Origin of the sequence: Acuticoccus kalidii (genome assembly GCF_021556395.1) — a bacterium.
GTDB lineage: Bacteria > Pseudomonadota > Alphaproteobacteria > Rhizobiales > Amorphaceae > Acuticoccus > Acuticoccus kalidii.
The window spans coordinates 22,967-45,456 of the sequence record NZ_JAKGCS010000009.1; the positions used below are offsets into that span (position 1 = coordinate 22,967).

Sequence of the window (22,490 nt, forward strand, 5' to 3'; positions counted from 1 at the left end):
GTCCCTCGGTATCAGGAATGAGGGCTTTGTGAAGATTTTCGTTGGCTATGATGCCCGAGAAGACGACGCCTATCGGGTATGTGTCCAATCCATCCTGCGTCACGCGACGGGCCCGGTTTCCGTCCACCCGCTGAAGCAAGATGTCCTGCGCGAACTCGGCCTCTACACACGCAGCGCCGATGTCGGCGCGGCGACGGCCTTTTCGCTGACGCGATTTCTGACCCCATACCTGGCCGCGGCCGACGATTATTGCGTCTTCGTCGACTGCGACTTCCTCTTCACGCGCTCCGTGACCGACGTTCTCGACCGGCTCGAGCCGAATAAGGCCGTCCACGTCGTCCAGCACGACTACGTGCCGCGTCAGCAGATGAAGATGGACGGCCGCACGCAGAGCACCTATCCGCGCAAAAACTGGTCGTCCTTCATCCTGTTCGATGGGCGGCATCCAAAGGTCAAGGCGCTGACGCCGTCGGTCGTGAACACCGAATCGCCCGCCTACCTTCATCGCTTCTCCTGGCTGGAAGACGACGAGATCGGCAAGCTCGACCTCACCTGGAACTTCCTCGTCGGCGAATATGATGCGCCGTCGACGCCGCCGGCCTCGATCCACTACACCAATGGCGGCCCCTGGTTCGAGAATTGCCAGGACGTCGATTTCGCCGATTTGTGGACCAACGAGTACGCCATGCTGCGCCCATGAGCGAGGCGGATGGCGGCGCGGGCGCGTCCGCTCGCCTGACGATCGACGCCGTGCGTGAGGGCCGCGCCGACGGCTGGGCGCACGGCCCGGAGGGAACGCGGCTCTATTTGCGGGTGAATGGCGACCCTGTGGCGTCCTGGCCGCGCACCGTGGCGCGGCCCGATGTCGATGCCGCCGTCGGCGACACACGCTCCGAGGAGACGCGCGAGGCGAAAGGCTTCGCCTTCCCGCTCGGCGCCGTCGCCGGCCTCCTCGCGCTGACGCCGTCCGGGCGACGGCCCAACGCCGCGCTGACCTTCGGCGAAGCGCGACACGCCATCGCGCCCGGCGCGCCCGGCCGCACGCTGACGACGCTCGGCCACGCGATCACCGATCTCTGGCTCGCGGACAGCCGGCATCTGCGTCTGCGCACCGATGGCCGGCTGCGACGGGTCATCCTCGTGCAGGCCGATCAGCGGGTGTTTCGCGCCGAAGCCGTCTGTCCGGCGCGCGAGGCGATCGTGACCTTGCGGATCGCCGATCCCATGGCCCCAATCCTCCTCCTCCTCGAAACCGACGCGGGGGCGGAGGCCGATCTCGTTCCCTTTCCTTCCCTTTTGCGCGGCGGCCCCCATGCCGCCGAAACGCTCGCGACCGCGGGCGGCGACGAGGGCCTCCCCGGCCTCTCCACCACGCTCTCCGCGCGTCTCCTCGCCCGGACGCATCCCCGCCGCCTCGCCCCGGCGGACGACTGGTCGCAAACGCAGGCGCTCGGCGATCCATTATTGAAACGTTTCATTCTGGAGCATGGGTCCCTCGCGGACGACGCCTCGGCGTTGCCGGCGCTGCCGCTCGTCAAAGGCGAGATCCCGACGCTTGCGGCCCTCTGCGGTCCGGCATCCGGCACGATCGCCGTCGATCCGAGCCCCGGCGGCGAAACCTGGCTCGTCGCGTCCGCCACGAACGCGGCGCTTCTTGACGCGATGCCGCGCCCCTCTCCCGTGCCCCTCGCGCCCGAAGCGCTCGCCGCTCCGGCCACGATCGCGACTCGCATTGTCCGCGACGAGGGCCTCGATCCTCTGCTCTTCCCCCTCCCCGCGGATACGCCGTTCACCGAGGCCGCCCCCTTCCGCCTTGCGATCCTGCCCGGTGCGGAGCGTGAGGACGCGCTCCTCGAATCGCTTGCGGGCACGCCGTTCGAGCGTGTCGACGAAACCGCGATCGTCGCCCTCGCCGCCGACACGCGGCCGGTGCTCTTCGCCGACCCGGCGATCCTCTTCCACGACCGCCGCACCATCGCGGCCCTCACCCGGCTCGCCGGGGTCGAAAGGGTCGCGAGCGCCGGCGCGATGCTGATCGCCGAACCCGCCGAGGGGCAGACGAGCGCCCACGACCGTGTTCGCTCCGCCGGCCTCTTTCCGACCCATGCCGCCGTCGACGCGCCGTGGCGTCCGAGCGTCGGACCGGTGCCGGTGAGCCGCCTCCTTCCCCGCGCGACCTATCTCGTCGCCGCGAACGACCCGGCACTCGTCATCGTCTCGCAAGCCGGTCTCGCCGTCGGCGACGGGCTCGATTGGACGATGGACGAGGCCCTGCCCCAGCTCCTCGCCCGCGCCTCGGCCGGCGGCCTCGCCCACGTCGCGACGACATGGTTCAGCGCCTTCGATCGCGGCGCGTCCGTCCGACCCGGACCGGCACCCGCCTTCACGATGCCCGCGGCGGGGCCGGTCTCGCTGGTGCGCCGGCTCGTCTGATGAAGATCGCGATCGTCATCCCGTCGGCCGCCTTCGCGCAATCGGCGGGCGCCCGCATTCGCTATCAGCGGATCATCGACGCCGCGGCGCGTGGGACGATCGAGATGATCCCGCTGGAGGCCGCTGCGACGAGCGATGCCGACGCGTTCCTGTTTTCCAAGACCTATCAGAGCGCTGCGCCGGCCCTCGCATACAGCCTCGCCGCGAAGGGCAAACGCGTCGCCCTCGACATCTTCGACGACTATTTTTCCGACACCGCCGACACGCGGATGGCCCGCTTCCGCCATTGGTTCGACGAGATGGCGCGCGCGGTCCACCACGTCACCGTGTCGACCCCGGCGCTCGCCGCGCGCCTCGCGCCCCGCCTCGCGACGCCGCCGACCGTGATCGCGGACCCGGCCGCGCCGCTCGCGCCGGAGCCCCTCGCCGAACGCCTTGCCGAGACCGCGGCGCGGATCGATCCCGACGCGCTCGATCTCCTCTGGTTCGGCATCGCCTCGAACCCTTATTTCGAGGCGGGTCTCGCCGATCTCGCCGCCTTCGCCCCCAGCCTCGCCCCGCGCGGAAGCCGCCACCGGCTAACCGTCCTCACCAACGCCACCGGCGCGAGCGAGGCCGCGCTCGCCGCCCTCTCGAACGCCCCCGTTCCGATCACATGGGAGGCGTGGAGCGAGGCGCGTGAGGCGGCGTTGCTCGCGACCGCGGACGTCGCCATTCTTCCGGTCGGATATGGGCCGTTCTCGACCGCGAAATCGCTCAACCGGGCGACGACGGCGCTCGCCGCCGGGGCGCAAGTCCTCTCCCTCGGCCCCCCGCTCTATGCCCCGCTCGACCGTTTTCTCTATCGCCGGATCGACGACCTTACGGACGATGCCCGCCTCGGGCGCCTCCATCACCGCGCATCCCGCGCCGCCTGGTTCACCGCAACGCTCGGCCGTCTCGCGAGTGGAGAGGACGGGGCGCGCCGCCTCCTCGCCATCTTCGAGGCGATCCGGCCGACGCCCTTGCCGCCGCATATCGTCATCGCCGGCTCCGGCGTCGAGGCCGATCTTCTGGCGGCGAGCGGCGCTCTCATTCTCGGCTTCGAGGAACCGGCGGACATCCTTGTCGGGAACAGGATCCAGCTTCACGGCCGCGCGGCGGAACGGCTCGGCGTGACCCTCGTCGATCCGGCAACGCGCGGCCTGCCGACACCACCGCCTTTGTCGGGACATGGCGTCGTCGACCTCGTGCGGACGCGCGCGCGCTTTACGGCCGCGCGGCGGATCGCCGAGGCGCTGCTGCCGGACCACACCGTGTTTCTCGCCCATGACGGGATCGTCGCGCCATGATCACCGTCGTCCTCTCCCTCATCCAGGATATCGCGGTGATCGCGCCCGTGTTGCGCCGGGCCGCGGGGCGGGACGTCGCCGCCCTCGTCCATCGCCGGCTCGCCGCCGTGCCGGCCGCGCGCGACCGCCTCGCCGCACTCACCGCCGGTCACGATCGCGTCCTCCTCTTCGAGAGCACCGCCGGCGGCCTTCATGCCCTCGCCGACCGGCGCGGGCTCGTGATCTTCCCGTCCGAATCGCGCTCGCCGCACCATCGGCCGACCCACGCCCTCGCCGCCGCCCTCCCGTCCCGCTTCGTCTCGGTGACGTTGCAGCACGGCTATGAATGCGTCGGCTTCCTGCACAATCGCGCGCATGACCGGACGCGCGAAGACGCGGGCTTCGCCGCCGATATCGTCTGCGGCTGGCTCGCGGCGGACCGGCTCACCGCCGTTCCCTTCGCCGACCGCGCAAAGGTGATGACGACGGGCGCGACTTTGTTCCTCGACGACGAACCCGCCGATTGGCTCGATGCGGTGGTCGCCGGCGAGCCCGCGCCGTCCCGGGCACGCTCCGATGCGCTGTTGGTGTGCGAAAATCTCGCCTCGGTCCGCCTCGCCGGCGCGCCCAAGGCGGCTTTTCTCGACGCACTCCACGCCGTCGCGCGGGAACGGCCGGTGACGCTGCGGCCCCATCCCGCGGGCCCCTTCGCGAAGGGCGAACTCGCGCCGCCCCCCAACGTGACGCTCGACGCACGGCCGATCGAGGACGCCGAACTCGGCCGATATCGCGCCGCGATCTCGCCGCCCTCGACGGTGCTCTTCGACCTCATCCGCCATGACGTGCCGGTGGCGCTCTGGCGCGATCCGCACGGCATCATCGACGACCGGCTCTATGGTGACCTGCCGCGCGTCGGACCGCCAAAGACCTGGCTCGCCTTCCACGAGGCGGCCGAGGATCCGGCGATCCTCGACGCGCAGCGCGGCTTCATTCGGCGGCTCGGCTTTCCGGCCGATACGCGGGCGCGTTTCGACGCCCTCTTCGCCCTCGCCGACGACCTTTGACGGTCAGGCCACCTCGTCGAGGACGGCCTCGACGGTCGCGAAGATGGTCTCGATCTCGTCCTCGGAGATGATCAGCGGCGGCGACAGGGCGATGATGTCCCCGGTAACGCGGATCATCAGCCCCTTTTCGAAGGCCCGCACCATCGCTTCATAGCCGCGCGCGCCGGGGGCCCCGTCGCGGGGGGCGAGCTCGATCGCGCCGACGAGTCCGAGATTGCGGATGTCGACGACGTTGCGCCGCTCGGCGAGCGCGTGGATCCGGTCTTCCCAGAGCGGCGCGAGATAGGCCGCGCGCAGGAAAAGGTCCTCCTCGGCATAGGTGTCGAGCGTCGCGAGCGCGGCGGCGCACGCGAGAGGGTGGCCGGAATAGGTGTAGCCGTGGAAGAACTCGATCGGCGAATCGGCCTTCTCCACCACCGTCTCGTAGACCTTGGAGGTGACGAGCGCCGCACCCATCGGCACCACCGCGTTGGTGATCCCCTTGGCGAGGGTCATGATATCGGGGGTGACGCCGAAATAGTCGGCCGCGGAGGGCGTGCCGAGGCGGCCGAACCCGGTGATCACCTCGTCGAAGATGAGGAGGATGCCGTATTTGTCGCAAAGCTGGCGCAGGCGCGTCAGATAGTTGTCCGGCGGCAAGAGCACGCCCGTCGACCCCGCGAGCGGCTCCACGATGACGGCCGCGATCGTGCTCGCCCCGTGGAGCTGGACGAGGCGCTCCAGATCGTCGGCAAGCTCGCCGCCATGGCGCGGGCACCCCTTGGTGAAGAGATTTTCCTTCAGATGGGTGTGGCGCATATGGTCGACCGGCTGGACCATCGCGCCGAAGGCCTCGCGATTCTTCATGATGCCGCCGACGGCCATGCCGCCGAAGCCCGACCCGTGATAGCCCCGCTCGCGCCCGATCAGGCGCACGCGCTGCCCCTCGCCGTTCGCCCGGTGATAAGCGAGCGCGATCTTGAGCGCACTGTCGACCGCCTCGGAACCGGAATTGGCGAAAAAGGCATGGTTGAGGCCGGACGGGAACAGCTCGGTGAGACGCGAGGCGAGTTCGAAGGCGAGCGGATGGCCGAACTGGAAGGTCGGCGCGAAATCGAGCTCGGCGACCTGGCGCTGCACCGCCTCGACGATGCGCGGGCGCGCGTGGCCGGCATTGACGCACCACAGCCCCGCCGTCCCGTCGAGGATCTTGCGACCGTCACCCGTGACGTAATGCATGTCCTTCGCGGACACGCACATGCGGGGATCCTTCTTGAACGCCCTGTTCGCCGTATAGGGCATCCAGAAGCTCTCGAGGTCTTGGTGACGGTTGACGCGGGCGTCCATACGCTAAAGCCTTCTCGCAAGTCGGAATGGGGCGCGTTGCGGCACGGCGCGCCGATGATCCGTGATAGCAGGAGCCGAGGGGCGCTGTCAGCGCCTGCCCTTCGCGGGCAGACGAGACGCGCGCCCCATCCGCAGACGCTTTATTCGATGGTGATCGACGCCTCGCGCGTCGCCACCACCGCGCCATCGCGGATGATCTCCATCTTCGCATGATATTCGCCGGCTCGAAGCCCGTCCTCGACGCGGCGGCCGGCAAAGCGCATCGACTGCGCCATCGGGCGGTCGATCTCGGCTTCATTGTCGATGTCGAAGCCCGGCCCCTCGAGGACGATGCGCTGACGGTCGCCCTCCTCCACCCCGATCGCGAGACCATAGGCGACGAAGGTCTTCGCCCCGGCCTTGACGTCCGCGTTGGTGGTGCCGTTCTCGATCATGTCCACGCCGACGGGCGCGTCGTTGAAGCCGAGCGCGATCACATGGGTTCGCCCCGCTTCGGCAAGCGCCTCCTGCGCCGCCGCGTTCCAGAGCGGCTCCCCCATCTCACCACATTCGCCCGCGCCCATCACGAGGCCGGTGAACGGGTCGATCACCTCATCGCCGCGCATGAACTGGATGTGGACGTGGGTGAAGTCGGCGAGGCCGGAGGCGCCGATCGTCCCGAGAACATCGCCGCGCTTCACCGCATCGCCTGGGCGCACTGCGATCGTGCCGGGCTTCAGATGACAGATCTGCGCGGTAAGGCCGTCGCCGAGATCGAGGACCAGGCCGTTGCCGCACGCCATGCTCGGATCGACATCGAGCGGCTTTGCGAAATCGCGGTCCGGCACGCCGTCGCGGCCGCGCAGCATCCTGCCGTCGGCGGGGGCGATCACCTGAAGCGTCTCCCCGATCAGCGGCCGGATATCGGTCCCCTTGTGGGCCGGGCTCGACAGGTGGCCGCATTCGAAATCCGCGATCCCCTCGCCCGGATCGACGTCGACATATTTCTGGATGAAGCAATTCTCGCCGGGCTCACAATCGACCGGCATCGACAGCGGTCCGGGGTCGGCCGCCGCGATCGAGGGCAGGACGAGGCCTGCGAAGAGAAAGAGTGCGGTGCGCATCTGGCCTCCTTGGTCCCGCAAAGGCGGGATGCCGCGACGGCGGACGCCCGCCGCGCCCCGCCCGCACACCCGCAAACAGGGACGAGATGAGCCGCGACGATGCCGCCGACGCGGGGCGACAGCATCCCAGAGAGGCGGAATCCAAACAAGTCGGGGCGACGCCGCCCCGCTTGGTCAGCCCTTCGCGAGCGCCGCCTCGACCTCGTCGGCCCGCGGAATCGGGCTGATCGCCCCATAGCCCTGCACGGAGAGGGCGGCGGCGCAGTTCGCATAATGCGCCGCCTTGGCGACATCGCGCCCACGCAACCAGGAGGCGAGGAAGGCACCGTCGAAACAGTCACCCGCGCCGCTCGCGTCAACCAGCGTCGTCTTGCGCGGCGGAATTTCGTGGATCACATCCCCGTCGGCGACGAGCGCGCCGTTCTCGCCGAGCGTGAGGGCCACGATCTTGGGGCCGAGGCTGCGATAGAAGGTGATGATGTCCCGCGGGGAATCGAGGCCGGTGAGCTGGCGCGCATCGTCGATCCCCGGCAGCGCGATATCGACATGCGCGAGTGCGCCGTGGATCACCGCCCGCGCCCGTTCGACCGGCCACAGCTTGAGGCGAAGGTTGGTGTCGTAGGCGACGGTGACGCCGGCCTGCTGGGCAGCGCGCATCGCCGCGAAGCACGTGTCGGCCGCCGTGTCGGAAATCGCGTGGCTGATCCCCGACAAATGCAGCACCTTCGCGCCCTCGATCGCCGCGATCGGCAGATCCTCGGGCCGCATCAGGCTCGCCGCCGACCCGGCGCGGCGATAGGAAAAGACGTGACCGTCCGGGCGGTGATGGACGAAATAGATCCCGGTCGGCGCATAGGGATCGCGCGCCACCGTCTCCGAGGAGACGCCCTCGCGCGCCCAGAGCGCCATCAGCCCGTCGCCGAACTCGTCCATCCCGACCCGGCTGATGACGCCGGTCTCCGCCCCCTGGCGGGCGGCCGCGATCGCAACGTTCGAGGTGTCGCCGCCGAAGCCTTCGAGCCAGCGGCCGTCCTCCTGCTGATTGAACTCGACCAGCGGCTCGCCGAGCGTGACGATATCCATCAGCCGAGCGCGCCCTGCGCCGCGTCGGCGAAGCGCTTGGCGTCGGTCGCGACGGCCTCGATCGCCTTGCCGGGCTTATAAAGCGCCGAGCCGATGCCGACCCCGTTCGCACCGGCGGCCATCCAATCGGCGAGATTCTCCGCGTCGACGCCGCCGGTGACGATGAGCTTCGTCTCCTTCGGCAGCACCGCGCGCAGCGCCTTCACCACCTTCGGCGACATGCCGTCACCCGGAAAGAGCTTGAGCGCATCGGCCCCCGCGTCGAGCGCGCGGAAGGCTTCGGAGGGGGTGAACACGCCGGGCACGGAGATGAGACCGCACCGCTTCGTCGCTCGCACGACCTCTTCGTTGAGATTGGGGGAGACGATGATCGTGCCGCCCGCGTCGGCAACGCGCGCAACGTCCTCCGGCTTCAGCACGGTCCCCGCGCCGACGATCGCCTCCTCGCCGAACGCCTCCGCCTGGATCGCGATCGAGCGGAAGGGGTCGGGCGAATTGAGGGGAACTTCCATCACCGGGATATGCGCGGCGAGCAGCGCGCGGCCGACGTCGATCGCCTCGTCGGGCGAGATGCCGCGCAATACGGCGACGATGGGCATCCTGGCCAGCGCCTCATCAAGGGTCATGCCGCACCTTCCATTGGTCGTGTCGGAATCATCGTTGTTCGAGGCATCTTCCTGGCGCGTCGCGCGGGGGTCGTCAAATCCCCGCGCGCTCGCGTTGGATCAGCGTGAGGCCGATCGCGGCGCTTTCGTGCGGCGCGGCGACCGGCTCGACACCGAAGCGCTCGAACGCCCGCCGATAGCGCGCCCCGAGATCCGTCGCCCCGACGATGATCGCCGTCGCGACGCCCGCGCACGCGCTCTTCACCTCCGCCCCGATGAGGAGGCCGGAGAGGAAATCGCCCGCTTCATCCTCGCCGAGACGGCCCATCAGCCCCTCGGCGCGAATCGAAAAGAAGCGGGTGAGGAGGTCACCCGGCCGGTCGAGACCGTCGGCCGCGTCGAGCCCCTTGGCGAAGGCTGCCTCGTCGCGCCCCTTCCCCATCATCTTCGACAAGATGGTGTGGTCCTTGAGCGCGCCGAACAGCTCGCCGGTCATGTAGGTGCGGAAGTCGGTGATCGCCCCGTCCTCCACCGTCACCCATTTGGAATGAGTGCCGGGCAGAACGAACGTGCCGCCGGTGCGGCCGAGCGTGTCGAGCGCGCCGAAGATCTCGACCTCCTCGCCCCGCATCACGTCGGCCCACGCGCCGCCATCGATGCCGACGGCGACGCCGGGAACGATCGCGACATCGCCGAGCGACGGGGCCTCGACCGGCATCAGGCCGTCCGCGAGCGCCTTGAGGTTCGCGGGAGTTGCCACATAGGGCGCTTCCCGCCAGCCCTGACGGCTGCCGACCATACCCGACATGAGGATCGGCGCGGCGGTGCGGGCGCGCCAGGCGCCCACGGTCTCGGCGAGGACCCGCTCGAAGCCGCCCGCCGGCACGGACATCAGTCCGGCCGACGATTCGGTGCTTTCAAGAACGGCGCCGTCGTCTCCGACGAGGTACGCGCGAAGCCGCGTCGTCCCCCAATCAACGCCGATCAGCATCAGTGGCTGTGGCGCGGAATGAAGGTCCGGGCGATCTTCTTGTACTTAACCGCCGGTTTCAGCACCATGCCTTCGGAGAGCTGGTCGACGCAGCCGCGCTGCAGCTCCTGCCACGGGGTCTGGCTCTCGGGATACTGATAGCCGCCCGCCGCTTCGAGTTCCTTGCGCCGCTTGGCGACTTCCTCGTCGCTGATCAGGATATCGGCGCGACCCTTCTTGAGGTCGATCCGAACCCGGTCGTCGGTGCGCAGGATCGCAAGACCGCCACCCGCCGCTGCCTCTGGCGAGGCGTTGAGGATCGACGGCGTGCCCGACGTGCCGGACTGGCGTCCGTCGCCGACGCACGGCAGCTCCATGACGCCCTTTTTGATCAGATAGTCCGGCGCGCGCATGTTCACGACCTCGGCCGCGCCCGGATAGCCGATCGGGCCGGTGCCGCGGATGAACAGGACACAGTTGGCGTCGATCTTGAGCGACGGGTCGTCGATCGCGTGGTGATAGTGCTCCGGCCCGTCGAACACGATGGCGCGGCCCTCGAAGGCGTCCGGGTCATCCGGGTTGGAGAGGTAGCGCTGCCGGAAATCGGGGCTGATCACGGACAGCTTCATCACCGCGGCGTCGAACAGGTTGCCGCTCATCACCTTGAAACCGGCTTCCTTCTTGAGGGCCGTCTCGAAAGTGCGGATGACGTCGGTGTCGAGGATTTCCGCATCGCGGCAATTCTCGCCCATCGTCTTGCCGTTCGCGGTGATCGCGTCCTCGTGGATCTTGCCGTGCTTCATCAGCTCGGCCACCACCGCCGGAACGCCGCCCGCATGGTGATAATCCTCGCCGAGATAGTCGCCGGCGGGCATCAGGTTGACGAGAAGCGGGACGTCGAGCCCGTAGGTCTCCCAATCCTTCACCTCGAGGTCGACGCCGATATGGCGCGCGATCGCGTTGATGTGGATCGGAGCGTTGGAGGAGCCGCCGATCGCCGAGTTGATGACGATCGCGTTCTCGAACGCCTTGCGGGTCAGGATGTCGGAGGGCTTCAGATCCTCGTGCACCATCTCGACAATGCGCTTGCCGGTCAGATACGCCATCGCGCCCCGCTCTTTGTGGGGGGCTGGAATGGCGGCCGAACCCGGAAGGCTCATGCCGAGGGCTTCGGCGAGCGAGTTCATCGTCGTCGCGGTGCCCATGGTGTTGCAGTAGCCGGGGCTCGGCGAGCCGGAGGCGACGAGCTCGATGAAGCCTTTATAGTCGATCTCGCCGGCGGCGAGCAGGCGACGGGCCTCCCAGACGACGGTGCCGGCGCCGGTGCGCTTGCCTTTATACCAGCCGTTCAGCATCGGTCCGCCGGACAGCGCGATCGCCGGAATGTCGACCGTGGCGGCGGCCATCATGCAGGCCGGCATCGTCTTGTCGCAGCCGATCGTCAGCACCACGCCGTCGAGCGGGTAGCCGAAAAGGACTTCGACGAGGCCGAGATAGGCAAGGTTTCGGTCGAGCGACGCGGTCGGCCGCTTGCCGGTTTCCTGAATCGGATGAACCGGAAATTCGATCGCGATCCCGCCGGCTTCGCGGATGCCTTCGCGCACGCGATGGGCGAGCTCGACATGGGGCCGGTTGCACGGCGACAGATCGGACCCCGTCTGCGCGATGCCGATGATCGGCTTGCCCGATTGCAACTCGTCCTGCGTGAGGCCGTAGTTGAGATAACGTTCCAGATAAAGTGCGGTCGCAGACGGGTCAGACGGGTCGTCGAACCAAAGGCGGCTGCGGAGTTTGCGAGTTTCAGACACGGTAGATCCTCCCCGAGGATCTCACGTGTAGCTTAAACCGCTCTAAGAAGAACAGGGGAAAGCGCTACTTTTGAAACACCTGATATTGCCGCGCGCTCACCTCGGCGCGCGGCGCCGTTCGCCCCCCTCGCGCGCGGCTCGGCGGGCAAGGCCGATGCGCGCCGTTTTGCCGCTCATGCGGCGCGTGGCGTGCCGCCCCGGTCGGTGATCGCGCCGAGGAGCGCGCTCACCATGTTGGACTGTTCGAGCATCACCTCGCGGGCGAGCGAGAACGGCGTGGGGGCCGGCGTCAGGATGATGCCGTCGACTTCGCCGGGCGACGTCGCGAGGCGCCCGCCATAGCGCCGGGCGAGCTTCTGCATGGCGCGGTTCTCGCGCAGGCACGTCATCTGCAGAATATGCAGCCCGTCATTCTTGGAGACGAGCACGAGACGGTCGAGGAGAAGGCCGCCGAGACCCTGGCGGCGGAAATCGCGCTCGACGCTGAAGGCGAGCTCGGCCTTGTCGCGCGCTGCCGGGCCGAACGGGCGCAACTCGCCGACGCCCCGCAAAACTCCCTCGACGAAGGCCCCTTCGAGGACGGTTCCGGGCTCGACCTCGCGCGCGGCATGTTCGGCGATCCACGCGTCGCCGATCGCCTGCCCGAATCGCAGACGGCGCCCCTCATGGTCGAGCCGCTGCAGATGTTCGCGATAGAGCGGCGTCTCTTGCGGCCACAGACGCCGAACCACGACATCCGCCCGCTTCAACCCACTTCCGACCGACCGCAACACGGCACCCACTCCACTGACCGCACAGCCGACGCCTGTGCACATGCACAACATGATTGCGCAGCGCAAAATAGGAAGCGACCATAGCGCAAAGCGGCTTTGCCTCTGGCAGATCGCCTGCGGCATTCGGCCCGCTCGCGTGGCATAAAGGCCCCGCTGCGCCCGGCAAATCTCGCCACCTATGCTGCATCGCAACAGGCTCAAGGCACGATGTCGCAACCTGGTGTCCCCGCCACCCTCCCGTCGATGGGCGGGCCATCCTTGCGGCACAAACCGCCTGATATGCGGAAACCGACCGTCAATCCCATCATGTCATGCGTTACAGCATGGAATGGATCACCCGCGACGCGCGTTGATGGCAGGACGCGTCTTGCTGGGCGGAAGGTGCTTAACAATGCGGTCGACACTTGCAAACGCTCGCAAGGTGGCGTTGGACAGTGGGCGCGAGCCCCACGAACCGGGGTCGGAGTCTACTCAATCCTGATGTCGCCCACGCAAACGCGGCGCGTTCTCCTCCTGCAGGGGCCGCCAACTCCCTTCTTCTCGGTACTGGAGCGCGCGTTCGCAGATCGCGGGATCGGGGTGCAACGTGTCCTGCTTCATGCGGGCGACGCGCTGCGCGCGGGGCACAAGGGCATCCCCTATCGCGGCACGCTGCAGGATTTCGACGCTTTCCTCGATAAACTGATCACCGACGAGGCGATCACCGACATCCTCTATTTCGCGGATCGCCTCCCGTATCACCGCGTCGCCGAAGCGGTCGCGACGCGCCGCGGCGTCATCCCTTATGCGGTCGAAAACGGATATCTGCGCCCCGATTGGCTCACCCTGGAGCCGGGCGGCATGGGCGCCTATTCGCGCTTTCCCGACGACCGGGCGACGATCGAGCGGATCGCCGAGAATGCGCCGCCCATCGACGACACGATCCTCTACCGCCACTCCTTCGCCTCCGAGGCCTTCTTCGACGTGAGCTATACGCTCACCCGCCTCGCCGGCAGCTCCGGCTATCGCCATTTCGAGCGGGATAGGCCGAATCATCCGCTGAAGGAATATGTCTCCTGGTTGCCGCAGCTCGTGCGTCGGCAGATCGCGCGGGCCCGTGCGCCGGCGCAGATGCGCCGCGTCACGAGCGAGAGCAAGCCCTTCTTCCTCTTCCCGATGCAGCTTCAGGAAGACTATCAGATCCGCCATAACTCGCCCTACCAGCGCCTCGCGGATCTGGTGCACGAGATCTTCTCCTCCTTCGCCCGCGCCGCGCCGCGCGAGACCTCGCTCCTCGTCAAGATCCACCCGCTCGACAATGGCCTCGAGAATTGGCAGCGGACGTTGAAGCGGGCGAAGCGCGATTATGGCCTCACCGGGCGGATTCGGATGCTGTCGGCGGGCTCGCTGCCCGAGATGCTCCACCATTGCGAGGGTGTTGCCCTCGTCAACTCGACGGTCGGCATCTATTCGCTGCGGGCCGGCAAGCCGACGAAATCGCTGGGGGCGGCGGTCTACAACCTGCCCGGCCTCACCGACCCGCAGCCGCTCGACGATTTCTGGGAGCGCCCGCAAATGCCCGATATGGCCTATGTCGACGCCTTCGTGCGCGCCCTCGCCAAGGCGACGCAGCTCAAAGGCTCGTTCTACGACAAAGCAGGCATGGAGGCCGGCGCGAGCGAGATCGCCCGCCGCGTCGCCGAAGGTTATGGCGCGAGCGACATGTTCGTCTCCCCGCCGCCGCGCCTCGATGCGGCCTATGCGATGGGTGTGCCGCGCAATCCGGTCCCCGGCCAGCATCCGGCGCGCAAGCCGCTCCTCACCCCTTAAGGCGCCGCGGCGGGACACGGCATCGCCGCGCCCCCGGCCTATTCGCTCGCCGGCGCCGCCTCCAGCGGGATCTCGGTCGTCTCCTTCAAGGTCTCCATCGACAGCATCGACGTGACGGAGAAGAGGTCCACCTCGGCGACGAGGCGCTTATAGAAGGTGTCGAAGGCGCGCGTGTCGCGCACACGGACCTTGAGGAGATAGTCGATCTCGCCCGCGAGCCGGTGCGCCTCCTGCACCTCTCCCATCGCGGCGATCGCGGCGGCGAAGCGGTCGAGCCAATCCTTCGAGTGGCTCGACGTCTTGATCGTCACGAAGAACACCTCGTCGCGGTCGACCTTGCCGGCATCGAGAATCGCCACCTGGCGGTCGATGATCCCGGCCTCCCGCAATTTCCGGATTCGGGCCCAGACGGGGGACTTCGACGAGTTCACCAGCGCCGCGACCCGCTCGACGGGCAGCGTCGCGTCTTGTTGCAGGACATTGAGGATCCTGCGGTCGAGATCATCTATCACAATAATTCCGCTCCAAACGGGATAGAACAGGAAAAAATCGCAAATTTCCCGTCCGCGCAATGCCCCTCGCCTTATTCCGTCCCGCATATTGTTCCGATCGCGGGATATCGCCATCCTCTATGAACTATCGATCCCCGGGGGGTTCCGTGAAGACCTTTCCAATTTTCTGGTCCGTCGAAGGGCGCACCGCACTCCTGTTCGGGGGCGGAAGCGATGCGGCGGCCAAGTTGCGCCTTCTGCAAAAGACCACGGCGAAGATCGTCGTGGTGGCGAGGGCGTTCGAGCCCGATGTGATCGACCTTTCGGACGTCGAGGCGATCGCTGCCGACCCGCTGACGGTCGCACTGCCCGAGAATGTCGCCCTCGCCTATGCCGCGACGGGCGATGCCGCGCTCGACGCGGCGATCGCGTACCGGATGCGTGCGGCGAACATTCCCGTGTGCGCCGCCGACCAGCCGGAGGTGAGCGACTTCATCACGCCAGCGATCGTCGACCGCGATCCGGTGGTCGTCGCGATCGGGACGGAAGGCACGGCCCCGGTGCTCGCGCGGGAGATCAAGGCGCGCGTCGAGCGGCTCCTGCCGACCCATCTCGGCGCCGTCGCCAAGAAGGCGAACGCGCTGCGCGAGCATGTCGCCCGCACCCTCGCCCCCGGCGCGCCGCGCCGCCGCTTCTGGCACGGCCTTTTCGGCCCCGCCCTCGACGGCGCGTTCGAGCGGGAGAGCTTCGGCCGCGCCGCGCGCCGTCTCCTCGATGTCGGGGCGACGAAGCCGGACGGTGCGGTGAGCTTCGTCGGCGCCGGCGCGGGCGGGGCGGACCTTCTCACCGAGCGGGCGCGTTTGCGCATCGATCGGGCCGATGTCGTCCTTTATGACGCGCTCGTCGCGCCCGAGATCCTGGAGCTCGCTCGGCGCGAGGCGATCATGGTGAATGTCGGCAAGCGTGCCGGCCGCCACGCCCTCTCGCAGGACGAGATCAACGCCCTCATCGTCGCCCATGCCCGCGACGGGGCGCGTGTCGTCCGCCTCAAGGGTGGCGATCCGTCGATCTTCGGGCGCCTCGCCGAGGAGATCGATGCCGTGCAGGCGGCCGGCCTTCCGGCAGAGATCGTCCCCGGCGTCACCGCCGCGAGCGTTGCGGCGGCATCGAGCCTTTCGCCGCTCACCGAGCGTGGCCGGGCGCAGGAGCTGCGCATCATCACCGCCCACGGCGCGGACGGCGAAGAGGACATCGAATCGGTCGACTGGGCCGCCGCCGCCGGCAATGCGCCGCTCGCCGTCTATATGGGCCGGCGCACCGCGCCGCGCGTCGCCGCCCGCCTCGTCCGCGAAGGGCGTGCGGCGGATACGCCGGTCGTTCTCGTCGAAAATGCCGGACGGAGCGATGAGCGGATCGCGCACAGCGCCCTGTCCGACCTCGCCGCCACCGTCGCCCGGTTCGGCGGTTCGGGGCCCTTGATGATCCTGATCGGCGTCAACTCGCGCCAGCTGGCGCTCGCCGCCCCGGCCGAACTTCAGAAGGAGGCCGCGTAATGGCCAAGGTCCGCGGCCCCAAGGGGCCGAGCATTCTCACCGCCAACGAGATCCTCTCCGGCGAGGTCGTGTACTGGAGCGGCGACGCCTGGTCGCGCTCGGTCGACGACGCGGTGCGCGCCGGCGACGACGGCGCCCGCGAGACGCTGACGGCGACGGGCAAAGCCGAAGAGGACGCCAATCGCGTGGTCGGTGCCTATCTCGTCGTCCTCGACGCGGTGACGAGCGTGCCGGTCGAGCTGCGCGAACGGCGACGCCTTGCCGGTCCGTCCTTCCCCCTTCCCCATTCTGCGCCCCACGCGGCCTGAGGCCACGAGGCTAAAATGTACCAATATGATGGATATGATCAGGCGTTCGTCGCCGCCCGCGCCGCGGAATTCCGCGAGCAGGTCGGCCGCCGTCTGACCGGACAGCTCACCGAGGACGAATTCAAGCCGTTGCGCCTGAAGAACGGCCTCTATCTCCAGCTCCACGCCTATATGCTGCGCATCGCCATCCCCTATGGCGTGCTCTCCTCCAAGCAGATGCGCACCCTCGCGCACCTCGCCGAGAATTATGATCGCGGCTATGGGCACTTCACGACGCGGCAGAACATCCAGTTCAACTGGACCGAGCTGCGCCACGTCCCCGACATGCTCGACCTCCTCGCCGAGGCGGGGATGCACGCGATCCAGACCTCCGGCAACTGCATCCGCAACGTCACCACCGACGCCTTCGCGGGCGTTGCCGGAGACGAAGAGGTCGATCCGCGGGCGACGTGCGAGTTGTTGCGCCAATGGTCCTCGGCCCATCCCGAGTTCGCCTTCCTGCCGCGCAAGTTCAAGATCGCGGTGATCGGCGCGAACGCGGACCGCGCGGCGATGAAGTTTCACGATATCGGCCTGCGCGCCTATCCGGGCGAGAACGGCTTGCCGCGCTACGACATCTGGGTCGGCGGCGGTCAGGGTCGCACGCCGCGCGTCGCCCAGCTCTTCGAGGCGGACGTGCCGTTCGAGCGGCTTTTGCCGACGCTCGATGCGATGCTGCGCGTCTACAATCTGCACGGCCGGCGCGACAACAAATATAAGGCGCGCATCAAGATCCTCGTCGCCGAGATGGGCCTCGAGGCCTATCGCGCCGAGGTCTATGCCGACATGGAAGGGCGCGACCTCTCCCCGTTCGCGGAAGCCGCGCCGGAATATGAGCGGATCCTCGCCCATTTCGCGACGCTGCCGCTGCCGGAAGGCGAAGACGTCACCATCAGCGGCGACGGCGCGTTCGGCGAGTGGATCGACCAGAACGTCACCGCCCACAAGGTGCCGGGCTATGCGGTCGTCTCCGTCTCGCTGAAGGCCCGCGGTGCGATCCCGGGCGATGCGACGGGCGAGGAGATGCGCATGATCGCCGACCTCGCCGAGCGCTATTCGGGTGGCGAGATCCGCGTCACGCACCGGCAGAATCTCGTGCTCCCGTCGGTGCGGGCGGCCGATCTCGAAGCCGTGTTCGAGGCGCTTGTCGAGGCGGGTCTCGCGACCGGCAATATCGGCCTGTCGAGCGACATCATCGCCTGCCCCGGCCTCGATTATTGCGCCCTCGCGACGGCACGCTCGATCCCGATCGCGCAGGCTTTGTCGGAGCGGCTGCGCTCGCGTGAGATCCGCGTCCGGCAAGAGGGACGCGACGCGTCCGGCCCGACGCTCAACATTTCCGGCTGCATCAACGCCTGCGGCCATCACCACGCGGCCAATATCGGCATTCTCGGCCTCAACAAGGCCGAGAGCGAGAGCTACCAGATCACCCTCGGCGGCCGCGCCGACGAGGGGGCGGCGGTCGGCGAGATTCTCGGCCCCGGCTTCACCGCCGAGGAGATCCCCGACGTCGTGGAACGCATCATCGAGACCTGGGACGCGCACCGGGCCGAGGGCGAGAGCTTTGCCGAAAGCTATGCCCGCCTCGGCAAGGACGTCTTCAAAGCGGCAGTATATGAGGAGCCCGTCAATGTGGCTGCTTGACGATCACGGCAATTTCGACCGGCACGAGGCCATCGACACCGGCCGCGAAATCCCCGGGGAAACGCCGCCCACGGCGCTTCCGAACGATGAGGTGATCACCGTGCGCTTCGGCGGCTATGCCGACGGGCGCGGATTCTCGACCGGCAATCGCCTACGCAAGATGGGCTTTTCCGGCCGCCTCATCGCCGCCGGACCGCTCGCCCCGGATCAGGCCCGGCACGCCTTCCAGTCCGGCTTCGACGCCGTCCTCGTCGAGGACGACGCGGCCGAACGGCAGGGCGAGCGCGCCTGGCGCGAAGCGATCAAACACTCGGTCGGGGAGCTCTACGTCTCCGGCATCGGGTCGCACGGGCCGGAGCGCGGCATTTGGCGCGCCCGGCACGACCACTGAGCTTCACATTCTCTCCATATAAGGGGCGGGCTTTGAACCCGCGCATCTTATCATGACGACGATTCCTTCCGAGACGGTCATCGAGACCCGCCACTATACCGACGATCTCTTCTCCTTCCGCACCACGCGCCCCCGCTCCTTCCGCTTCCGCTCCGGCGAGTTCGCGATGCTGGGCCTGCCGAAGGAAGACGGGAAGCCGCTGCTGCGCGCCTATTCGATCGCGAGCCCCAACTGGGCGGACGATCTGGAGTTCTTCTCCATCAAGGTGCCGAACGGGCCGCTGACCTCGCGCCTTGCGCAGATCAAGCCGGGCGACGAGATCCTCCTGCGCCCCAAGCCCACCGGCACGCTGGTGCTCGACGCGCTCCTTCCGGGGCGCACGCTGTGGCTCGTCTCCACGGGCACCGGGATCGCGCCCTTCGCCTCCGTCGCGCGCGATCCGGAGACCTACGAGCAGTATGAGCGCGTGGTTCTCACCCACACCTGCCGCACGCAGGCCGAGCTGCAATACGGGATCGATGTCGTCGACGGCATCCGCCGCGACGAGATCCTCTCCGAGGTGGTCGGCAATCGCCTCACCCATGTCGCCACGGTCACCCGCGAGACGGCGGGCCCGAACACGCTGGAGGGCCGCGTCACCGACCTCATCCGGTCGGGCGAACTCTTCGAGGCGACGGAACTCCCGGCCTGGTCGCCCGACGTGGACCGCGTGATGATCTGCGGCTCGACCGCCATGATCGCCGATACCCGCGTCTTGTGCGAAGCGGCGGGCCTCGACGAAGGCTCCAACTCCGCCCCTGGCCGCTTCGTGGTCGAGAAGGCGTTCGTCGGCTGAGCCGACTGCGCCTATCGCGCTAAGGACACCCCAATGCTCGATATTCCTGGCCGCACGGTCCGGGCCACCGCCGCCGATCTCGACGGCCGGTATGGCACGCTGGAGGCCGAAGAGGTCCTGCGGGAGATGATCGATCTGTTCGGAAAACGGATCGCGCTCGTCTCCTCGTTCGGAGCGGATTCGGTCGTCCTCCTGCATCTTTTGTCGAAGGTGGCGCCGGATCATCCGGTGCTCTTCCTTCAGACCGGGATGCATTTTGAAGAAACGCTGCGCTACCGCACGGAGGTGACGGAAGCGCTCGGCCTCACCAATGTGATCGACGTCGAACCGCTCTTCATCGAGCTGTCACGCGAGGATCCGGCCGCCGATCTTCACCAGAGCGAACCCGACGCCTGCTGCGCATTGCGCAAGGTCCGGCCGCTGTCGGCCGCCTTGCAGAACTATGACGCGTGGATCACCGGCCGGCGGCGTCACCAGACCTTCGCACGTCGCGAGATGCCGGTGGTGGAGCCGGACGGCGCGCGCATCAAGGTGAACCCGCTCGCCGCCTGGGATCAGGCCGACATCGACGCCTATATCGAGGCGCACGATCTGCCCCGTCATCCGCTGGTCGCCGAGGGCTATCCCTCGATCGGCTGCGCGGTCTGCACGCGTCGTCCGGGTGCATCCGGCGATGCCCGTGACGGGCGCTGGAACGGTTTTACCAAGACCGAGTGCGGCATTCACTTCTCGAACTGACGACGACCGGCGCGGGCTTGCGAGCCCGCGCCTTTCCCTCAGCCGCGCTGCACCATGATCGCCCCGGCGAGCACCAGCCCGAGGCCCAGGATGCGCATCAGCGTGATCGGGCGAAGCTGTAGGCCGAATGCGCCGAAATGGTCGGCGACCATCGCCCCGATGAGCTGACCGGCGACAACGCAGACGAAGAACATCAACGCCCCGATGACCGGCGCGATGGTGACCCCGCCCGCGACGAAGATCGCCCCCACCGTCCCCGCGAGATAGATCCACCACGGCACGGAGGTGAGCGCGGCCCGGCTGAAATCGGCCGAGCGGCCCATCACCAGGAACAGGACCACCGCGCTCAGAAAAGCGACGAAGACGGAAATGGTCGATGCGCCGATGGGGCTTTGGAGGGCGCGCGCGAGAACGGCATTCATCGCCGGCTGGACGGAAATCAGCGCGCCGAGAATGGCGGCTGCGAGCATGTAAGCCCATGCCATGAAAACGATCCTTCGGAGAGAGACTTGGCGGGACGGCGGGGCGCGGAATGGCGGCCTCGCAACCGCCCGCACTTTGCGCGGCGCCTGCCCTGACTGCAAGGCCGGACGCGCCGAAACGGCACGGGATCCCGGACCGCGCCGGGGACACCAGGCAGACCGGCAGACGGGTCGCGTCAAGGGTTTGCGCAAGGCTCGATGCGCAGGCCGATCGAACCCGCGCCCGTCGCCACCGTAGAACTCTCGCAGAATGGACAATTCGGAATGTCCATTCTGGATATCACTCGCGTTGACTTCGACCCTCCGGCGGAAAATTCTCCAATCAAAATTCGCGAAATCTTTTGCAGACCGATGAACATCGTCCGCAATTCTCACCACCTGGCGAGACGAGAGACGCGAAACCGGAGGACGCCTGATGAACAAAGCACTCAACCCGCGGATCCTGCAGCCCGGCGACGCCGATCCGAATTGGGCCTGGGACCGTCACATCCCCGCCCTCGGCCATACCGCGACCGATTTCGAGCGCCGCGTCGACTTCGACCGGCTGCGCGCCTATCGCCTGTCGCGCGCCAAGGATGCATTGAAGAAATCCGAGTGCGGCGCCCTCCTCCTCTTCGACGTCAACAATATCCGCTATGTGACGGGCACGAAGATCGGCGAATGGGAGCGCGACAAGCTCTGCCGCTTCGCGCTCCTTGCCGGCGATGCGGAACCTTATGTCTGGGATTTCGGCTCGGCCGCCGTCCACCACCGCCTCTATGCCGATTGGCTCGACCCCGAACATTGCCGCGCCGGCGTCGTCGGGATGCGCGGCACGATCCCGCCCTCGTTCGGGCTCATGAAGCACTATGCCGAGGAGGTCGCCGATCTCCTGCGTCAGGCCGGCGTCGCCGACATGCCGGTCGGCGTCGACATCGCGGAAACGGCGATGTTCTTCGCGCTGCAAAATGCCGGAATCTCGGTCGTCGACGGGCAGCAGGTCATGCTGGACGCCCGCGAGATCAAGAATGTCGACGAGATCCACCTCTTGAACCAAGCCGCCTCGATGGTCGACGGCGTCTATCACATGATCTACGAAGAATTGAAGCCGGGCATTCGCGAGAGTGACATCGTCGCGATGTCGAACAAGATGCTATATGAAATGGGCTCGGACGATGTGGAGGCGATCAACGCCATCTCCGGCGAGCGTTGCAATCCGCATCCGCACAATTTCACCGACCGTTACTTCCGCCCCGGTGACCAAGCCTTCTTCGATATTCTGCAATCCTATCAGGGTTATCGCACCTGTTATTATCGCACGTTCAATATCGGCCGCGCGACGCCGGTGCAGAACGACGCCTATGTGAAATGTCGCGATTGGCTCGACGCGGCGATCGCGCTGATCCGCCCCGGCGTCGGCACGGACGAGGTCGCGAACGCCTGGCCGACCGCAGAGGAGTTCGGCTTTCCCGACGAGTTGTCGGCCTTCGGCCTCCAATTCGGCCACGGGCTCGGCCTCGCCCTCCACGAGCGGCCCATCATCAGCCGCGTGTGCAGCCTCGAAAATCCGATGGAAATCAAGACGGGCATGGTCTTCGCCCTCGAGACCTATTGCCCGGCGAGCGACGGCTATTCCGCCGCCCGGATCGAGGAGGAGGTCGTCGTCACCGACAAAGGCTGCCAGGTGATCAGCCTCTTCCCCGCCGAGGAACTTCCCATCGCGAACCGCTACTGAGGAGGCGCGCC

General features: G+C 67.7%; 21 protein-coding genes. 12 read left to right on the forward strand and 9 right to left on the reverse strand.

The genetic code is table 11. The annotated features are described in order from the left end of the window. The first annotated feature begins 28 nt into the window (after positions 1-28). Genes L1787_RS05685 through L1787_RS05700 form a run of 4 tightly spaced genes read left to right on the forward strand, consistent with a single transcriptional unit; the run spans position 29 to position 4,807 of the window. A complete protein-coding gene (locus tag L1787_RS05685; RefSeq protein ID WP_235707669.1) occupies positions 29-700 on the forward strand; it encodes a glycosyltransferase in 672 nt (223 codons plus the stop codon). Then, complete coding sequence (locus L1787_RS05690) at positions 697-2,433, forward strand: hypothetical protein (RefSeq protein WP_235707671.1); 1,737 nt, start codon at positions 697-699, stop codon at positions 2,431-2,433. Before L1787_RS05685 ends, L1787_RS05690 begins: the two co-directional genes overlap by 4 nt. Continuing rightward, positions 2,433-3,764, forward strand: a complete 1,332-nt coding sequence (locus L1787_RS05695) for a hypothetical protein (RefSeq protein WP_235707673.1) — start codon at positions 2,433-2,435, stop codon at positions 3,762-3,764. The genes L1787_RS05690 and L1787_RS05695 overlap by 1 nt, the downstream gene beginning before the upstream one ends. Continuing rightward, entirely contained in the window at positions 3,761-4,807 is a 1,047-nt protein-coding gene (locus L1787_RS05700) for a hypothetical protein (RefSeq protein ID WP_235707674.1), read from the forward strand. Before L1787_RS05695 ends, L1787_RS05700 begins: the two co-directional genes overlap by 4 nt. 3 nt (positions 4,808-4,810) lie before the next feature. Here L1787_RS05700 and aptA read toward each other — a convergent pair whose 3' ends face one another. From aptA to L1787_RS05735, 7 genes are all read right to left on the reverse strand, one after another. Beyond that, positions 4,811-6,133: an omega-aminotransferase AptA gene (gene aptA / locus L1787_RS05705; RefSeq protein WP_235707680.1), complete on the reverse strand. Its 1,323-nt coding sequence runs from the start codon at positions 6,131-6,133 to the stop codon at positions 4,811-4,813. A 140-nt stretch (positions 6,134-6,273) separates the two neighbouring features. Continuing rightward, positions 6,274-7,236 (reverse strand): M23 family metallopeptidase, encoded by a 963-nt coding sequence (locus L1787_RS05710; RefSeq protein WP_235707682.1) that lies wholly within the window; start codon positions 7,234-7,236, stop codon positions 6,274-6,276. Positions 7,237-7,410: 174 nt separating this feature from the next. Next, on the reverse strand, positions 7,411-8,319 hold the full coding sequence (locus tag L1787_RS05715; RefSeq protein WP_235707687.1) for a sugar kinase: 909 nt from the start codon (positions 8,317-8,319) through the stop codon (positions 7,411-7,413). Further along, positions 8,319-8,945, reverse strand: a complete 627-nt coding sequence (locus L1787_RS05720; RefSeq protein WP_235707692.1) for a 2-dehydro-3-deoxy-6-phosphogalactonate aldolase — start codon at positions 8,943-8,945, stop codon at positions 8,319-8,321. The genes L1787_RS05715 and L1787_RS05720 overlap by 1 nt, the downstream gene beginning before the upstream one ends. A gap of 73 nt (positions 8,946-9,018) precedes the next feature. Beyond that, entirely contained in the window at positions 9,019-9,915 is an 897-nt protein-coding gene (locus L1787_RS05725; protein WP_235707694.1) for a 2-dehydro-3-deoxygalactonokinase, read from the reverse strand. Then, entirely contained in the window at positions 9,915-11,702 is a 1,788-nt protein-coding gene (locus tag L1787_RS05730) for an IlvD/Edd family dehydratase (protein WP_235707696.1), read from the reverse strand. The genes L1787_RS05725 and L1787_RS05730 overlap by 1 nt, the downstream gene beginning before the upstream one ends. 173 nt (positions 11,703-11,875) lie before the next feature. After that, complete coding sequence (locus L1787_RS05735) at positions 11,876-12,475, reverse strand: GNAT family N-acetyltransferase (protein WP_235707698.1); 600 nt, start codon at positions 12,473-12,475, stop codon at positions 11,876-11,878. 480 nt (positions 12,476-12,955) lie between these two features. On the opposite strand from L1787_RS05735, the gene L1787_RS05740 reads away from it, so the two are divergent. Then, entirely contained in the window at positions 12,956-14,284 is a 1,329-nt protein-coding gene (locus L1787_RS05740; RefSeq protein ID WP_235707699.1) for a capsule polysaccharide biogenesis protein, read from the forward strand. A gap of 38 nt (positions 14,285-14,322) precedes the next feature. On the opposite strand, the gene L1787_RS05745 is transcribed toward L1787_RS05740, so the two are convergent. Then, on the reverse strand, positions 14,323-14,793 hold the full coding sequence (locus tag L1787_RS05745) for an Lrp/AsnC family transcriptional regulator (protein ID WP_500793356.1): 471 nt from the start codon (positions 14,791-14,793) through the stop codon (positions 14,323-14,325). Between the two features lie 149 nt (positions 14,794-14,942). Between L1787_RS05745 and cysG the strand changes: the two genes are divergently transcribed. From cysG to L1787_RS05775, 6 genes are read left to right on the forward strand one after another with little or no spacing between them, the layout of a single operon-like run. Beyond that, positions 14,943-16,328 carry a siroheme synthase CysG gene (gene cysG, locus L1787_RS05750; RefSeq protein WP_235707708.1) on the forward strand — a complete coding sequence of 462 codons (1,386 nt, stop codon included), beginning with the start codon at positions 14,943-14,945 and terminating at the stop codon, positions 16,326-16,328. Next, complete coding sequence (locus L1787_RS05755; protein ID WP_235707709.1) at positions 16,328-16,636, forward strand: DUF2849 domain-containing protein; 309 nt, start codon at positions 16,328-16,330, stop codon at positions 16,634-16,636. The genes cysG and L1787_RS05755 overlap by 1 nt, the downstream gene beginning before the upstream one ends. 15 nt (positions 16,637-16,651) lie before the next feature. Beyond that, the gene (locus L1787_RS05760) at positions 16,652-18,319 is read left to right on the forward strand and encodes a nitrite/sulfite reductase (RefSeq protein WP_235707711.1); all 1,668 of its coding nucleotides are present in this window, start codon (positions 16,652-16,654) and stop codon (positions 18,317-18,319) included. Next, positions 18,306-18,710 carry a DUF934 domain-containing protein gene (locus L1787_RS05765; RefSeq protein WP_235707718.1) on the forward strand — a complete coding sequence of 135 codons (405 nt, stop codon included), beginning with the start codon at positions 18,306-18,308 and terminating at the stop codon, positions 18,708-18,710. Before L1787_RS05760 ends, L1787_RS05765 begins: the two co-directional genes overlap by 14 nt. 52 nt (positions 18,711-18,762) lie before the next feature. Next, on the forward strand, positions 18,763-19,545 hold the full coding sequence (locus L1787_RS05770) for a ferredoxin--NADP reductase (RefSeq protein WP_235707724.1): 783 nt from the start codon (positions 18,763-18,765) through the stop codon (positions 19,543-19,545). A 33-nt stretch (positions 19,546-19,578) separates the two neighbouring features. Then, complete coding sequence (locus L1787_RS05775) at positions 19,579-20,283, forward strand: phosphoadenylyl-sulfate reductase (protein WP_235707725.1); 705 nt, start codon at positions 19,579-19,581, stop codon at positions 20,281-20,283. 38 nt (positions 20,284-20,321) lie between these two features. Here L1787_RS05775 and L1787_RS05780 read toward each other — a convergent pair whose 3' ends face one another. Next, positions 20,322-20,768: a DMT family transporter gene (locus tag L1787_RS05780; RefSeq protein WP_235707726.1), complete on the reverse strand. Its 447-nt coding sequence runs from the start codon at positions 20,766-20,768 to the stop codon at positions 20,322-20,324. A 412-nt stretch (positions 20,769-21,180) separates the two neighbouring features. Here L1787_RS05780 and L1787_RS05785 point away from each other — a divergent pair, with 412 nt between their 5' ends. After that, on the forward strand, positions 21,181-22,479 hold the full coding sequence (locus L1787_RS05785; protein ID WP_235707727.1) for a M24 family metallopeptidase: 1,299 nt from the start codon (positions 21,181-21,183) through the stop codon (positions 22,477-22,479). Positions 22,480-22,490 lie beyond the last annotated feature (11 nt).